This window comes from Deinococcus aquatilis DSM 23025, from assembly GCF_000378445.1.
Taxonomy (GTDB): Bacteria; Deinococcota; Deinococci; order Deinococcales; family Deinococcaceae; genus Deinococcus; species Deinococcus aquatilis.
This window is the reverse complement of the sequence record NZ_KB899717.1, coordinates 37,079-51,803: the sequence shown is the minus strand read 5'-3', so window position 1 is coordinate 51,803 and position 14,725 is coordinate 37,079. Positions and strand designations below refer to the sequence as shown.

The 14,725-nt window shown below is 62.7% G+C and carries 12 protein-coding genes; 7 read left to right on the top strand and 5 right to left on the bottom strand.

From position 1 onward, the window contains the following. Positions 1-142: 142 nt before the first annotated feature. Both mreD and F561_RS0113625 read left to right on the top strand, forming a co-directional pair. A complete protein-coding gene (gene mreD / locus F561_RS0113630) occupies positions 143-697 on the top strand; it encodes a rod shape-determining protein MreD (protein ID WP_019010528.1) in 555 nt (184 codons plus the stop codon). After that, complete coding sequence (locus tag F561_RS0113625) at positions 694-2,817, top strand: peptidoglycan D,D-transpeptidase FtsI family protein (RefSeq protein ID WP_051096919.1); 2,124 nt, start codon at positions 694-696, stop codon at positions 2,815-2,817. Before mreD ends, F561_RS0113625 begins: the two co-directional genes overlap by 4 nt. A gap of 105 nt (positions 2,818-2,922) precedes the next feature. On the opposite strand, the gene F561_RS0113620 is transcribed toward F561_RS0113625, so the two are convergent. The 4 genes from F561_RS0113620 to aroE form a co-directional block, all read right to left on the bottom strand. After that, positions 2,923-3,321 (bottom strand): OsmC family protein, encoded by a 399-nt coding sequence (locus F561_RS0113620; protein WP_019010526.1) that lies wholly within the window; start codon positions 3,319-3,321, stop codon positions 2,923-2,925. A gap of 140 nt (positions 3,322-3,461) precedes the next feature. After that, positions 3,462-4,679: a hybrid sensor histidine kinase/response regulator gene (locus tag F561_RS0113615; RefSeq protein ID WP_051096923.1), complete on the bottom strand. Its 1,218-nt coding sequence runs from the start codon at positions 4,677-4,679 to the stop codon at positions 3,462-3,464. A gap of 150 nt (positions 4,680-4,829) precedes the next feature. Further along, positions 4,830-8,267: a CHASE domain-containing protein gene (locus tag F561_RS0113610; protein ID WP_019010524.1), complete on the bottom strand. Its 3,438-nt coding sequence runs from the start codon at positions 8,265-8,267 to the stop codon at positions 4,830-4,832. 28 nt (positions 8,268-8,295) lie between these two features. Further along, the gene (gene aroE / locus F561_RS0113605; protein ID WP_051096921.1) at positions 8,296-9,186 is read right to left on the bottom strand and encodes a shikimate dehydrogenase; all 891 of its coding nucleotides are present in this window, start codon (positions 9,184-9,186) and stop codon (positions 8,296-8,298) included. A gap of 441 nt (positions 9,187-9,627) precedes the next feature. Between aroE and F561_RS0113600 the strand changes: the two genes are divergently transcribed. The 5 genes from F561_RS0113600 (at position 9,628) to cdd (ending at position 13,977) form a co-directional block, all read left to right on the top strand. Further along, entirely contained in the window at positions 9,628-10,737 is a 1,110-nt protein-coding gene (locus F561_RS0113600) for a PhoH family protein (RefSeq protein WP_019010522.1), read from the top strand. A gap of 228 nt (positions 10,738-10,965) precedes the next feature. Next, positions 10,966-11,433: an rRNA maturation RNase YbeY gene (ybeY, locus tag F561_RS0113595; protein WP_019010521.1), complete on the top strand. Its 468-nt coding sequence runs from the start codon at positions 10,966-10,968 to the stop codon at positions 11,431-11,433. Positions 11,434-11,437: 4 nt separating this feature from the next. Continuing rightward, on the top strand, positions 11,438-11,812 hold the full coding sequence (locus tag F561_RS0113590) for a diacylglycerol kinase (RefSeq protein ID WP_019010520.1): 375 nt from the start codon (positions 11,438-11,440) through the stop codon (positions 11,810-11,812). Between the two features lie 355 nt (positions 11,813-12,167). Next, on the top strand, positions 12,168-13,508 hold the full coding sequence (locus tag F561_RS0113585) for a hemolysin family protein (protein WP_019010519.1): 1,341 nt from the start codon (positions 12,168-12,170) through the stop codon (positions 13,506-13,508). Next, positions 13,501-13,977, top strand: a complete 477-nt coding sequence (gene cdd / locus F561_RS0113580; RefSeq protein WP_019010518.1) for a cytidine deaminase — start codon at positions 13,501-13,503, stop codon at positions 13,975-13,977. The genes F561_RS0113585 and cdd overlap by 8 nt, the downstream gene beginning before the upstream one ends. A 14-nt stretch (positions 13,978-13,991) precedes the next feature. Here cdd and F561_RS0113575 read toward each other — a convergent pair whose 3' ends face one another. Next, the gene (locus F561_RS0113575) at positions 13,992-14,696 is read right to left on the bottom strand and encodes a hypothetical protein (protein ID WP_211214820.1); all 705 of its coding nucleotides are present in this window, start codon (positions 14,694-14,696) and stop codon (positions 13,992-13,994) included. Between the last annotated feature and the right edge of the window lie 29 nt (positions 14,697-14,725).

The window sequence follows — 14,725 nt, the reverse complement described above, 5'->3', positions numbered from 1 at the left end:
ATTTTCGGCGGCAGCGAGCGCTATCGTAGGTCAGATCTATGTTTGAGCTGCCTGTTCGGTCTGCCGTGGTCATCCGTGCCTCTTCTCCCCCCCTCTTCCACTCCCTGGCCGATTTACCCCGCACCCCACAGGCTCCCCGCACATGCTGAGACGTTCCGGCAGAAATACCGGATTGGCTTCCCGTGGGCCGGGACGCTGGGTGGGTGTGGTGGTCTACGTGCTGCTGCTGCTGATCGTGCAGGGCGTGTTGTCGCGGCTCCTTGACCCCCTGCGGATTCCTGCCCCCGACCTGTTTTTGCTGACTGGCGCGGCCCTGGCCTGGCGCTTACAGGCGGTGCGGGCGGTGGTGGCGGCCTACGGCGTAGGACTGATTCAGGACGTGTTGGGCGGCGGGGCGCTGGGACTACACGCGGCGGGCGTGGGGGCCGGAGCCTTGCTGGTGCTGTTGGTACGGCGCTACGTGGGCGATTCGGGCATCTTTCAGGCACTCTTCACGGTGCTGGCCGCCACGTTGGGACAATGGTTGGCCTTCCTATTCCTGACCTACTGGCTCCGCTCTGATCTGGTGACGGTCGAAACCCTGCGCCAGACCGTGCCCCTGGCGCTGCTCAGCACAATTCTGATCTATCCCTTCTGGAACCGTCTGGTGACGTGGGGCATGGGCGAGCGCCCCGGCCCCGAGGACGGCCTTTCATGAGTCGGGCACGGGCTGGAGACGTGATTGACCGCCGCAACCGCATTCGCAAAAAGGCGGGTGGGAGCGCGGTCGGGGCAGGCAGCAGCCGGGGCGGAGCAGCGCGGATCGGCACCAAGGCGCAGGTGAGCGGTGCCCCCGCCGTGCGCTGGGTGGCCTTCGGCTTCAGCGTGGCGCTGGCTGGGCTGGGCTTCCGGCTGTACCAGTTGCAGATCACGCAGCACAGTCAGTTTGCGGTGCAGGCCGCCAGCAACTTTCAACGTGACGAGGTCATTCCGGCCCTGCGCGGCGAGATCCGCACGCGGGACGGGGTGCTTCTGGCGACCAACCGGGTGGCCGTGGACCTGATCTATACCGGGCGGCGTGACCCCAAAGACCCGGTGCAGGCCATTCCGGCATGGGACAAAATCGTGTATCTGGCGGGCATCCGGCCGGATGTACTGATCGGCGGTCAGCCCCGCGAACCCGACCGAAACAAGGAAACTGAAACGATCCTGGCCCGCAATATCCCTCAGGAGAAGCTGTCGGCACTGTACGAATACACGGTGCTGATTCCCAGCCTGGAGCTGCGCGAACGCGTGGAGCGGGTCTACCCTGAGAACAAGTTGGCCGCCCACGCCCTGGGTTACGTACTGGAAGCCAACGAGGAACAGGTGAAGGAAGGCAACTACACGGTGGGCGATCTGGTGGGCGTCTCGGGATTGGAATACAGCCTCCAGCAGACCTTGCAGGGCAAGAACGGCCTGCGCCGCCGCGAGGTGACTGCCAACGGCAAACCGCAGACCGAGCGGGTGCTGAACCCCGGCCAGAAAGGGCAGGACGTGACCCTGACCATAGACAGCACCCTGCAACGTGCCGCCGAACAGGTGTTGCGCGAAGGGCTGGCCGACGTGAATGCGGGCCGACAGAAATACGGCCAACCCCCCGAACCCCTGACACGCGGCGCAGTGATCGCCATAGACCCGCGCACCAACGAGGTGCTGGCGATGGCGAGCAGCCCTACTTTCGACCCCAACTGGTTTTCCCGCGTACCCAGCCCCGACAACGCGGCCAAGACAGCGGCGCTGATGTCCAGCAGCGTGGACGCCGTGATGCAGAACCGCGTGGTGCAGACCTTCGATGCGGGCAGTGTGTTCAAGCCCGCCAGCACGCTGGCCTATATAGAACGCTGGGGCAACAAAACCTTCAACTGCCTGCCCAGCATCCGCTACGGTGGCCCCCGCTACAACTGGCACCGCAGCGGCAGCCTCGGCAATGTGGACGGTCGGCTGGCTATCGCCTTTTCGTGCAATACTTGGTACTACCAGGCGGCCATCGACGCCGACCCGATCACCTATGCCAACTATCTGGGCAAGAGGGCTGGAGAGCTGGGCTACGGGCGTCCGACAGGGCTGGAACTGGTGGGTGAAAAGAGCGGGTATCTGCCCACGCCGATCAATTTTGCCGAAATGTACAAGACGACCAATCTGCGCCGCGCCGCCGCCGGAGAAGAACCGCTGCGCTATTACCCCGGTCAGGCGCTCAGTTTTGCCATCGGTCAGGACAGCCTGCTCGTGACGCCTGCACAGGTCACATCGGTCCTGAGCACGATTGTCAATGAGGGCAAACGCCGCCCGCTGACGCTGGTCAAGGCAGTTGGCGGCAAGCTGTCACCCCACCCCCTGCCCGAACAGGTGCCCGGCAAACAGGCCGACTTCCGCATAGTCAAGGAAGGCATGAATATCACCACGGCTGGAACCACCCGCTGGGGCACCGCGCAGCACATTCTGGGGCCGCAGTGGTTCCCGGTTCGTACGGCAGGAAAAACCGGAACCGCCGAAAACGGCCTGAGTTTCCGCAAAGGCTACGCCTATACCAACGCCTGGTACGAAGGTTACGGCCCCATCGACAGCCCCAACTTTATGGTCGTGTCCTTCTTCCAGAACGGCGGCGAAGGCTCCGGCCCGGCCCTGAACGCCACCGCCAAGATGTTCGCCGCCCGCTGGTGCCTGACGCTGGATGAGCGCCACCACGCCACCGGGCCGCAGCAGCCCTGCATGGGCGAGCTGGAGAATATGCACAAGGTGATGAAGATTCGGGCACAGAGGGCCGCCGCCACCGCCGCGAAAGGAACCGATCAGTAAGAACCGGAACTGGGCGGGACCAGAAAGTGAAGCGGTAGGGCAACAGAAGCCCGCAAGCTTCATGCCCCACCGCCCCACTCCTGCACGACCGCCCAGTTGGAATGCTCAGCCAATCTGCGTTTCCAGCACAATATCGCTGCTGATGCTGGCCGCGACCGAGCAGTATTTTTCGTGGCTGAGGTGGGCCGCCTTGCTCAGCGCATCTTCGGTGACGCCCTCACCGCTGGCGATGTGGCGCACCGTGATGGTGGTGTAGCGCTTGGGGTCGGTGTCGGCCCGCTCGCCTTCAACCTCGATGCGGTAGCTGCTCAGCGGCGTGCGGCGCTTTTTCATGATCTCCACCACGTCGTAGGCGGTGCAGGTCGCCAGTGCGCCCAGCAGCGCTTCCATCGGAGAAACGCCGATCTTGGTGGGGCTGTTGTCGATCAGGAGTTGGTGGCCGCTCTCGCTGACGCCGAGGTAGCGTTGCTCGCCCAGCCAGGTCACGTTCAGGGTCTTCTTCATGGCCTCAGGCTAGCGCCTGGGCGGCGTAAGGCAAAACCGTCTGCCGAACCTTCAGAACAGAGCGGGGAGTCCAAACTTTTTTGTCAGTCTGGACTCCCCGCTCTGAAACAACTCCCTACAGCCCAGATAACGCTCCAGGCCTAGGCGTAACCATCGTCTTCTCCGTTGTCCTCATCGGGCATGGGCAGGCGCACGCGGAAAGTTGCGCCGCCGCCGGGAGTGTCCAGCACGTCGATGGTGCCGCCATGCGACGTGACCACCTGCTGGGCGATGGTGAGGCCCAGCCCCGCCGACCCCGCCTCCTTGCCCCGGTAGAACTTGTCAAAGATACGCGGCTTGATGGCGTCAGGCACGCCAGGGCCTTTGTCTACCACGCGCACCTCGATTTCTCCGGGACGAGGATTCACGGTGATGCTGACCAGATCAGCCGACCCGGACACGCGCACGGCGTTGCTGACCAGATTGACGAAAACCTGGGTGAGTCGGCCTGGATCGCCCACGATCTCCGTATCTGGCACCTCGGCCCGCACGCTGAAATCCCGGCCCACCTGCCGCAGCAGCGTACCCAGATTCATGAAGTGCATCTCGATGTTCTGCACCAGTTCGCCGCGTGACAACTGCAACAGGTCGTTTACCAGGCGGGTCATATTCTCGGCCACGCGCTGGGCATCTTGCAGCACCTGACTGCCGCCTGCCTCGCGCTCAGCGCGGCGCAGATAGCCCAGCAGGGCGGTCAGGGGCGTGCGGAGTTCGTGGCTGGTCTCGGCCAGAAAAGTCTTCTGAAGGTTCAGCGCCTCCTCCAGTTGCCGGGCCTGCACCTCCAGACGCTGGCTCTGGCGTTCGGCAGTATTCCGCAGCCGTTCCACTTCCAGCAGCCGGGCCTGCAACGACTGGTTCAGTTCATGGACCGCCTGCTCGGCACGGGCGCGAGAATCGCGGGCCTCGGCCTCGGCAATTGCGCGGCGCACACTGGGCACGAGGCGTTCCAGACGCTGTTTCAGGATGTAATCGGTCACGCCCTGACGCAGCGTATCTACCGCCACTTCCTCACCCATGGCGCCCGTGACGATAATAAAAGGCAGCAGCGGATCGCGGGCATGAACGGCATGAAAGGCGCTCAGACCGTCATAACCGGGGAGCGCAAAGTCGCTGAGCACCAGATGGGGCGGGTCGGTTTCCAGCGCGTGGATAAAGGAGGCCTCGTCTTCGACACGCTCCAGGCGCACCGTCCAGGGCAGGTCGTCGGCCAGATTCATAGCCACGAGTTCATGATCAAGTTCGCTGTCTTCGAGGTGCAAAATGTGCAGGATGTCACCGCGAGCAGGCATGGCACGTAGGGCGGGAATTGGCAGGGTCATTCGGTCTCCGGGCTGGGCAAGGGTGGGAAGGTGCCGCGTCAGGGTCAAGATTCAGAAGTGCTAGGAACGTGGCTTGAGGAGTGACTTAGAGGATGTGTGGGGAGAGGGTAGGAAAAGGGCAGCTGATTCTGTCAGATCGGTTCTGGGAAACTAGTTCAGGGGCGATTGTAGAGGCAGGGTCACCCGGAAAGTGGCCCCCTCACCGGGCGTGGACTCTGCCTGTACGCTGCCGCCGTGACGCATGACCACGCGGCGTACATTGGCAAGGCCGATGCCCGTGCCTTCAAACTCTTCGGCCCGGTGGAGGCGCTGAAAGACCCCGAACAACTTGTCGGCGTAGCGCCCATCAAACCCCACACCGTTGTCCTGAACCGTAATGATGGCGTGATTCTGGGTTGCCTTGCGGAGATCGACCCGGCCCGAATCGGCGGAACTGGAGGCCGAATGTGCAGTCTGCGGCCACTCCGCACTCACCTGAATCTGGGCATCAGGGCGGTTGCGCGTGTACTTGATGGCGTTGGACAGCAGATTCACGAACACCTGAGAGAGTAGCGCGGCGTCTCCGGGCACCGTGGGCATAGGGCCGACGGTCAGGGCGATGCTGCGCCCCTGACGGTCAGGTTCCAGCGTCTGCCACACGGTTTCCAGCAGTGGCCCCAGCGGAACCGGCCCGCTGCGGAGTTCTTGGCGGCCCATGCGCGAAAACTCCAACAGATCATCGATCAGGTGGCTCATGCGGCCAGCGGCGTCGGTCATCACGGTCAGGTATCGCTGGCTTTTTGGCCCCAGCGACTCTCCCGCATCCTTACGCAGCAGGTCGCCAAAGCCCACGATGTGCCGCAGCGGCGTTCGGAGGTCGTGGCTGACCGAATAGCTGAAGGCTTCCAGCTCACGGTTGGCCTCTTCCAGCTCCATCGTGCGGCGATGTACCCGCTCTTCCAGCGACTGATTGAGCACCTGTAAATCCTGCTGGGCGCTGATGGCCCGCACGCGCAGGGCGTCGTTATCGAGGGCGGTGGCAAAGCGTTTGGCGATTTCCTGTGCCAACTCCTGGTCACGGTCGGTAAGGGCCTGGCGGTAGGTCATGCCCAGCACGCCGCGTAGCGTTCCGTCACGGCCCATCAGCGGAAACAGCAGCACGCCCGTTGCGTTCACGGCATGCAGCAGGGGATGAGAAGGAATAATCAGGGCTTCTTCTGTGGCAGCCACCTGCTGCACGGCTGCAATGGCCGCCGCCCGCATATGGGGAGCTTCCCAGGCAGGCGCGACGCGGGACATCGCCAGCAGTTCGAGTTCGGGTGGAGCGCTCCACAGCGTCGCGCTCTCGGCCAACCGAATGGTCAGCAGATCCAGGGCCGCGTGATAATGCCCGGAGCGGGCCGCCAGCGGGTCTTCGGCGCGGGCACTGAGTTGCTCGGACACATCGGCAATCAGGCGCGAGGCGTTTTCGGCGTACACACTGTCGTCTACATCGGTGCTGGTGCCCACCCACTCGATGACTTGGCCCTGTGCATCATGAACGGGCAGGCCACGGGTCACGAAGGTTCTGTACCAGCCATCGTTTCCAAGCAGGCGGTGCTCGGCCTCAAAGGGGCGCGTGGCCCGCACTGCCGCCGCCCAACGCTGCTGATATTCGCCCCGGTCATCGGGGTGCAGCAGGTTCAGCAGGCCGGAACTGGCGCGTTCTCCTCCGACATATTCATCCCAGCGGCGGTTGAAATAGGTGGGCAATCCCGCTGGATCGGTGAGCCATACGATCTGCGGCATGCCTTCCAGAACGCCCCGGTAACGTTCCTCGTTGCGTTGGGCCAGCCGCTCGGCCTCCAGGCGGTCATGAATATCGGTGGCACTCGCCACCCATTCGGTCACGCTGTCCCCTTCATCCAGAATTGGGGCCACCCGCACCACGAACCAGCGGTAAGCGTCGCCCACATGCAGCCGCACCTCGCACTGAGCGCGGTCACGAATCTCATAGGCATTGCGCCACATGTTGTCGTAGGTCAGGAGATCGGAGGCCAACACCGCCTCACGCACACTGCCTTCCAGCAGACGTTCGCGGTGTTGTGCGTTGACGTAGGTCACGTCGCCCGCCGGACTGCTGGCCCACAAAATATGCGGGATGGCGTCCAGCACCCCCCGGTAGCGCCGCTCTCCGGCCTGTACAGCCCGCTCTGCCTGTACGCGGTCAGTAACGTCACGGATCACTTCCAGCAGGCCCAGCCGATCACCCCGCCCGTCACGAACTTCGCTGCGCTGGGCTTCACCCGAGAACACGCTGCCATCGGCCCGCTGATAGGGCGTGGTGATGGCCTGAAAGGTGGTGCGCCCCTCCAGGCGGCGGTCCAGATGCAGGCGGCTCAGCGGTTCTCCGATCAGGGCCGCGCCGTCCATCCGAAATTGCTCGGTCAGGGCGCGGTTGACCAGGCGTACACGTCCGGTATCGTCCGTGAAGGCGGCGGCATCCTGCATGGCCTGAAAAATCGCCTCAAATTCGGCCCGGTCACGCTCCTGGCGGGCCTGCACCAGCGTCAGGCGGCGGTTGATCCGCTCGGTGCTCTCGCGGGATTGCACCTGCACGTGGGTCAGCCGGAAGGCCAGCCCCGCCACCAGCAGTCCGGCCAGCAGCGTCAACAGCGGCAAATTGGCCGCCAGATCGCGCCCGAAGCCCATCGGCGCACCGTAATTCAGTGTCCAGACCTGTCCAGCTAACGTCAGCTTGGTATCCGAACGAAACGACAACAGGTCAGGCAAGGGGCGCGTTTCCAGTCGCTGTCCGGCCAGCAGGGTATTGATACTGAGGCCCGTGGGCGTACCGCCGTCATCCAAGCGGGTCAAAAACTCATCGGCGTGGGCCACCAGATAGATGAAGCCTGCCAGCGTGCCCCGGCCCCCCTGCGGATTCTGCTCGTCGTCTGTGGACTGTAATTCATTCCAGACGGGCAGAATCAGCAGGAATCCAGGATCGACAGGTTTACCCGGTGTACGCTGCAAATCCACACGGCCTGTGGCCTGCACCGTGTTGTTGAGCCGGGCCAGATCCAGTGCGGCGCGGCGGTCAGGGTCGCTGTAGAGGTCAAATCCCCATGCGAGCCGCGTAACATCGTTCAGCGGCGACAGGGTAATCACGGGCGCACGCATGGCCTGCGTGGACAGGGGCGGCGTGATCCGAAATTCGGAGCCTGCCCCAGCCCGGATGCCCGCTTCCAGATTGGCGGTATCGGCGGCAGGCACCCACGCGGCAAATCCCACCGCCGTGACCCCCGGATAGCGCCGACTCAGGTCGAGGCGGGTCACAAAATCACCGAACACAGACGGCAGTACCATGTCCTGATTGCTCATCCAGTAGGCGCGGGTGGCCCGCAACAGGTTCTCGTAATCACCGATCCTGTTTTTGAGGGCATAGGTATGCGCCGCACCCTCGCGCTCAAAGCGGGCTTCCTGTTGATCGCGCACAAAGCGGCCAATGGTGGACGCTGTCGCAACCGTCAGTAGCAGTACCAGCAACAACACGGCCAGCGGAATCCATCTGGACGTGCGGGCCAGCGTACTGCTGTCAGGATGATCGGTCAGCGTGTCCGTGACTGACACCGGTTCAGAAGGCCCACTCTCAGAAGACCTAGCCATGCTGCGCCGTTCCTTCCGGGACTGCGGCTTCAGGTTTCGGCGTCTGGGCCGCGTTCAGGGCGTCCAGAAATATTTGCACGGGAACATCTACTCCTGTCCAGGCCAGGAAGGCCAGCCGGGCCTGGTGGGCCAGCATGCCCAGTCCGTTTTCGGCCCGCAGGCCAGCGGCGCGGGCATCCCGCATCAGGCGGGTTTCGGCAGGTTTGTAGACCATGTCGTAGATCAGGGCTGATTGGGGCAACTGGGAAAAATCGAAGTCTGAGAGCGGGGATTCTTCAGGGGCGTTCAGTCCGGCGCTGGAAGCGTTGACGATCAACCTGATGTCGGCCCACTTGGAACCGTGCAGGTCGGCTGCCGTCCCTCCCAGATCGGCAGTGAGGCGCTCGGCTTTGGCACGAGTCCGGTTCACCACCCAGACCTCGCGCCCCTGTGAACGCAGCGCCCACACCGCTGCCCGCGCCGCGCCGCCTGCACCCAGCACCATTGCCGCGCCGTCCGGGGCCACTCCCGCATCTGCCAGAGCCGCCAGAAATCCCGGCGCGTCGGTGTTGTCTCCCTGCAACTGGCCGTGCCTGGAAATAATGGTATTGACTGCGCCGATGGCCCGCGCCGCAGGGGTCAGAGTGTCCAGAGACGCCAGGGCGGCTTCCTTGTGGGGCAGGCTCAGATTCGCACCCAGGATGCCCGGTTGCCTGAGTTCGGCAATCGCCCGGCCCAGATCGGTGGGGGGCACACGCACGGCCTGATAGTCGCCCGATAGCCCAGCCCAGGCAAAGGCGGCGCGGTGCATGGCCGGAGACAGGGAATGTGCGGCGGGGTCTGCATATAAAAAGGCACGCAGTGCGGCCTGCGCCCCGTCCGGATAGACGCCAGTGGAACTCACACTGCCAAGTGTATCCCGGCCCACGCCCAGGAAGACGAGGCGTTCTGAGAGCAGACACACCGAGATCAGACGGATCGGGACGAGGCCAGAGCAATTAGGGGCACTCTGGCCTCTCTAAGCCAATTGCGTCTGGCTGGCCCGTACCCCGTCTTTTAGGCTGAGTCCATGCTCATTCACGTTGACTTCTGGCTGCTGATCCCTCTGTGATGTTCTGACCGCTGTATATATTCTGCACATTCTGCCTTGAGAGTCTGCTGGCTCTCGTCCCAGAAACACCGCAGAATGTGCGGCGGGACACGCACCCTTCCCCTTTCCCGTCGGACAATGGGGCATCCGAATGACGAACCCACCCCTCTCCTCTCACCCGGACAAGTCGGGGAGAGCCTGCGCCTGTGCGGCGTGCTTGGAGCCAATCTCTTGACAGACCAGAAGCAAGGCCAGATGCCCGAACAGACGCCCGATTCTCAGAACCAGACTGCGGGCGCACAGGACGGCACACAACAGGGCGGAGTCACCCCCACCAGCAACCCAGTGACGGCCACCATTGCACTGACCAACCAGCGTGAAGCCTTTGCGCTGCTGGGCACGGGCGACGTGAATCTGCGCCGAATGCGTGAATTGACCCGTGCCCGCCTGATTGCACGCGGCGAAACCATGACCATCACGGGCGAGGAAGCCGACGTGCAGGCCGCCGAACGCATGATTAAAGACGCCCTGGACGTGGTGCGCGGCGGCGGAGAATTGACGCCCGACAGCCTGCTTCGCTCGGCCCGCATGAGCGGAGAAGGCCGCAGCCTCGCCGCCGAAACGCAGGTAGGTAGCCTGAGCCTGCCGCGCGGCATTCGGCCCAAAACACCGGGGCAAAAGGTGTATCTGGAGAAGGTCGAAAAGAGCGATATCACTTTCGGCATCGGCCCCGCCGGGACAGGCAAAACCTACCTCGCGGTGGCGATGGCCGTACAGGCGCTGCGAAATCGCCGGGTCAAACGCATCATCCTGACCCGTCCGGCAGTCGAGGCCGGAGAAAAGCTGGGCTTTTTGCCGGGAGACCTTCAGGCCAAAATCGACCCTTACCTGCGCCCGCTGTACGACGCACTTCAGGACATGCTGGATCAGGAAAAATTCGAGTCCTACCTGACGAGCGGCGTGATTGAAATTGCTCCGCTGGCCTTCATGCGCGGGCGTACGCTGAATGACGCTTTTGTCATCCTGGACGAAGCCCAGAACACCACGGGCGAGCAGATGAAGATGTTCCTGACCCGCATGGGCTTCAGCAGCAAGGTGGTCGTTACGGGCGACGTGACCCAGATCGACTTGCCGCGCCACATTTCCAGCGGACTGGCGGTTGCCAAACGCGTGCTGAGCAATATCGAAGGCATCGAATGGCACGAGTTCACCGACGTGGACGTGGTGCGTCATCCCTTGGTGGGCCGGATCATCAAGGCCTACGAAACTGCCGAAAACGCCGAGCAGGACAAGCGGGCCGCACGCCGGGGCGAGTTTGCCTCCATTCCGGAAGTGGACACTGACCCGGTGGGTGCAGACGACTGAGCGCAGACGGTTCCGTATTGGGGCCATAAGCTACGGGCGATGAGTCCCGAGAAACCAGGAAGGGCGTTGGGGAAGGATTCCCAGCGCCCTTCCTGTGGCGTTTCCAGGCAGCGATCCATTCATGACGGCGTTCAATCCACTCCTCCCCTCTCCGTGATGGGACTTGCAGAGCTGCACCGCAGAGAGGAGCGCTGAAAACCCGCTCCACAACTTGCTATTCTCCGGGGCGTGATTGACCTGATCGTTCAGAAAAAGCCGCCTGCTGGGTTGCGTCCTGCGCTGCGGGCCTCGCTGGAAGCGGTCATGGCGCATTTTGAGGTGCAGGAACGGGAAGTGACGGTGGTGCTGGTGGGCGACCGGGCGATTCGGGCGCTGAAGCTGGAGCATTGGGGCGAGGACGCCGCCACCGACGTGCTGAGTTTTCCGGCCTGGGAACCCGGCGACCCGTTTGTACCGCCGATTCTGGGCGACATCATCATCAGTCTGGATACGGCGGCGCGGCAGGCAGAGGCGCGGGGCCATTCGCTGACGCGCGAGGTGGCGCTGCTGGCAAGCCACGGTATGGCGCATCTGGTGGGCCATGACCACCCACACGCCGATGGTCTGGGCTTTGAGGAAGGCGCGTCGGGGCCAGAGTGGAAGGTGTTCCACGACGCCTGGGACGCGGCCCGCACTGCGCTACCAGACGCCACCTAGGCGCGTGCGTACCAGCGGCTCGGCCCTGAATCTGCGCCGCTGGTGGCGTTCAGCGGGCTTTGCCTGGGCCGGAATTCGGCAGGTGTACCACTCGCAGGCCAATTTTAGAATTGAGGTCTGGGCAGGTGTGCTGGCCCTGACACTCACCGTGTTGCTGCGTGCGCCGCTGCCACCGATCATGCTGTGCTGTGCGCTGGTGCTGTCTCTGGAGCTGATCAATACGGCAGTGGAGGCTGTGGTGGATCTGGTCAGTCCCCAATTCCACCCCCTGGCAAAAGTCGCCAAGGATGCTGCCGCCGCCGCTGTACTGGTCGCCAGTATCGGGGCCTTGCTGGTGGGTGCTGTGCTGCTGGGGCCTGCGCTCTGGCAGCTGTTGTGATTGAGTCCCAGGAATAGGGTTTCTGGGCAGATGTTGCCCGCCAACAGCAATCTTAACGGAGGTCAATCTTCGGATTCTACCCGCTTTGACCGCGTGCTATAGTATCTACTGCTATGGAGCCTCCGAGTTCTGGCTCTGAATCTACGCCCGGTGAACTCCGCCTCAGGGCGGCGTTTTTGCTGTGGCTACGCAAAAGCATCTGCAAAGATCCGTTTCAACCTGTGACTCGACAGTCACCCGAAGACCCTTTCCGGCGTCCGACGCTGCGTTCTGGTCGGCCCTCTGGCCTGACCCGGAGCAGCGGGCAGCATGTGCCTTGCGGAACGCCGGGGCGCGGCATGGAGCGCGCCCATTCATGAATGACATCCTTGGTATTGTTGCCCTTTTTGTTCTGGTTCTGATCAACGGCTTTTTCGTGGCCGCAGAATTTGCGCTGGTCGCCGTTCGTCACACCCGGATCGACCAGTTGGTCGAAGAGGGCAATTCCGTGGCCCGCGCCACCCAGAAGGCCCTGAAAAGCCTCGATCTGTACATTGCCGCCACCCAGTTGGGCATCACGATGGCCTCGCTGAGCATCGGTTTTGTGGCCGAGCCTGCCATCGAACACCTGATCCGGCCACTGCTGGAGGGCCGCTCTCTGTCGGAAGGGCAAATCACCGCCATTTCCTTCGGGATCGCGTTTACGGTCAGTACCGTGCTGCACATCGTCTTTGGTGAACTTGCACCCAAAACGTGGGCCTTGCAACGTAGCGAACAGGTGGCTCTGCTGGTCACGCGTCCCCTTCTGGCCTTCACGTTCGTGTTCAAGTGGGCCATTCGCGGCCTGAACGCACTGGGCAACGCCGTGGTGCGTCTGTTCGGGTTGCGCGGCGTGACTGGACACCACAGCGCCCACAGCGAAGAAGAAATTCGCATGATCGTGAGCGCCTCCAGTCAGGAAGGCGTGCTGGAAGAAGACGAGAAAGAACTCGTGTACAACGTGTTCGACCTGTCGGATACCACCGTGCGCGAGATCATGACGCCGCGCAACGACATGGTGGCCGTAGACGGCTCCTCGCCGCTGCGGAGACTGCTGGAACTGAACACCGAACACGGCTATTCGCGGGTTCCGGTCTTTCACGATATGGCCGATAACATCGTGGGAATCGTGCATACCAGCGATATGCTGCGTCACCTGGACGCCCTGGACGACACCGTGATTGCCGACGTGATGCGCCCCGTGTACTTTGTGCCCGAAGGCATGAAAATCAAGGACCTGCTTGCCAAGATGCGCGACAAGAAAAGCCACCTGAGCATCGTGGTCAACGAGTTTGGCGGCACCTCGGGCCTGGTGACTCTGGAAGACGCGCTGGAAGAAATCGTGGGCGAAATTTACGACGAAACCGACGAAGATGAATTGCCGATGGTGGAAGTGATCGCTGAGGGCGTGTATCTGATGGATGCCAGCCTGACAGTGGGCGAGGCTGAAGAACGGCTGGGCAGCAATCTGGAAGACGGTGAGGGAGAATACGACACCTTGTCGGGCTTTATGACCAACCATTTTGGTGATATTCCGGAAGTGGGCCAGAGCTTCGTGCATGAAGGCTGGGCCTTCACGGTAGAAGAAGCCGACCAGCGCCGCGTGGTGCGGGTACGGGTAGAGCGGGCGACCGAAGAGCATCTGCCCGAAGCTCTTGAGGAGAGTGTGCGTGAGTGACGTAATTTCGACGGCCCGAACCCCAGACCTGTCCAGTGACCGCCTCGGCATTGCGCCCGACGCCGAGCTACTGGCAGATGCTCAGGCTGCGTTTGCCAAGGCCTACGCGCCCTACAGCAAATTCCGGGTCGGCGCGGCCCTGAGAACCGCAGACGGGCAGGTGTTCCGGGGCGCAAACGTAGAAAACGCCAGCTATGGCCTGGGCCGCTGCGCCGAACAAAGCTCGATTCAGGCCATGGCAACGGCGGGCGGGCGCGACTTTACCGACATCGTGGTGTACTCGGAAGCCACGCCGCCTGCCAGCCCGTGCGGAGCCTGCCGCCAGGTGCTGTACGAATTCAGCCCCGACGCCCGAATCGTGTGCGTGAACCCGCACGGCGACGTGGTCAGCGGCCTCGTGCGTGACTTTTTGCCCAACGGCTTCCGGCTGGAGCAACGGGACGACGGGCATGGAGTGGGAACCGAATAAGCAATCCTTAAAACTCAGAAGAGATTCGGAGATAAGGGGCGGCATTCCGCCTCTTTTCCTTTTTGCGTCGTCACCGTCAATACCTTCAGAGCTGGCAGGGCGTAGCGGATGGAAGTCATGGTGGTGCGGTAAACGCCATTTACGGGAAACATTCGCCGCACCGATACACACAAGTCAGATTTGCCCAGGTTCGGCTGGGCCAGCCAAAGCCGCTGCACAGTTGACCCCGCTACAGGAGTCACCGCTGTTCTGACGCCGCCCACCAGATTCCACAGCCTAAGCGTGTTGGCCCCGGCTCCAATCAGGTACTTGCCGTCTGTGGCCCACAGCAGGCGGGATACATCTCCTCCGGATAATTTCAAAACAGGTTGACCCGGACGCGCCAAGCTGGTTTCGCAGCTCCCAAATTTCCCAATATCCCAGCAAAATCGCACAGCCGCCGCATTTTTGCTCGGTGCATACAAAATCTGGTCTAAAGTCCACGGCTGATCCACGACAGCTTGATCCGTATTGGCTGGCCCACTGATGATTTGTGGCGGCGAACCGGGAAACGTGAGCTGGGCTTTGGGAACCAGCGTGAGAGCGTAAGGGCTAACCGCCGCCAGCAGGAGGGCAAACATGGCCGAAGCTACCTTGCCAACCTGATCGGCACATCCAACCAAAGAGAGTGGGAAAGCCCGTTCAAGGCTCCCCCACTCCCCTTTTTGCTCAAAGCTCAAGCTCTTAAGCCATCACTCTTTTTCCACTA

Excerpts from the sequence above, each read along its gene's own strand:
- F561_RS0113600 (WP_019010522.1), top strand. The coding sequence starts at position 9,628 with ATGCCCGAACAGACGCCCGATTCTCAGAACCAGACTGCGGGCGCACAG.
- F561_RS0113625 (WP_051096919.1), top strand. The coding sequence starts at position 694 with ATGAGTCGGGCACGGGCTGGAGACGTGATTGACCGCCGCAACCGCATT.
- F561_RS0113585 (WP_019010519.1), top strand. The coding sequence starts at position 12,168 with ATGAATGACATCCTTGGTATTGTTGCCCTTTTTGTTCTGGTTCTGATC.
- mreD (WP_019010528.1), top strand. The coding sequence starts at position 143 with ATGCTGAGACGTTCCGGCAGAAATACCGGATTGGCTTCCCGTGGGCCG.
- F561_RS0113615 (WP_051096923.1), bottom strand. The coding sequence starts at position 4,679 with ATGACCCTGCCAATTCCCGCCCTACGTGCCATGCCTGCTCGCGGTGAC.
- F561_RS0113620 (WP_019010526.1), bottom strand. The coding sequence starts at position 3,321 with ATGAAGAAGACCCTGAACGTGACCTGGCTGGGCGAGCAACGCTACCTC.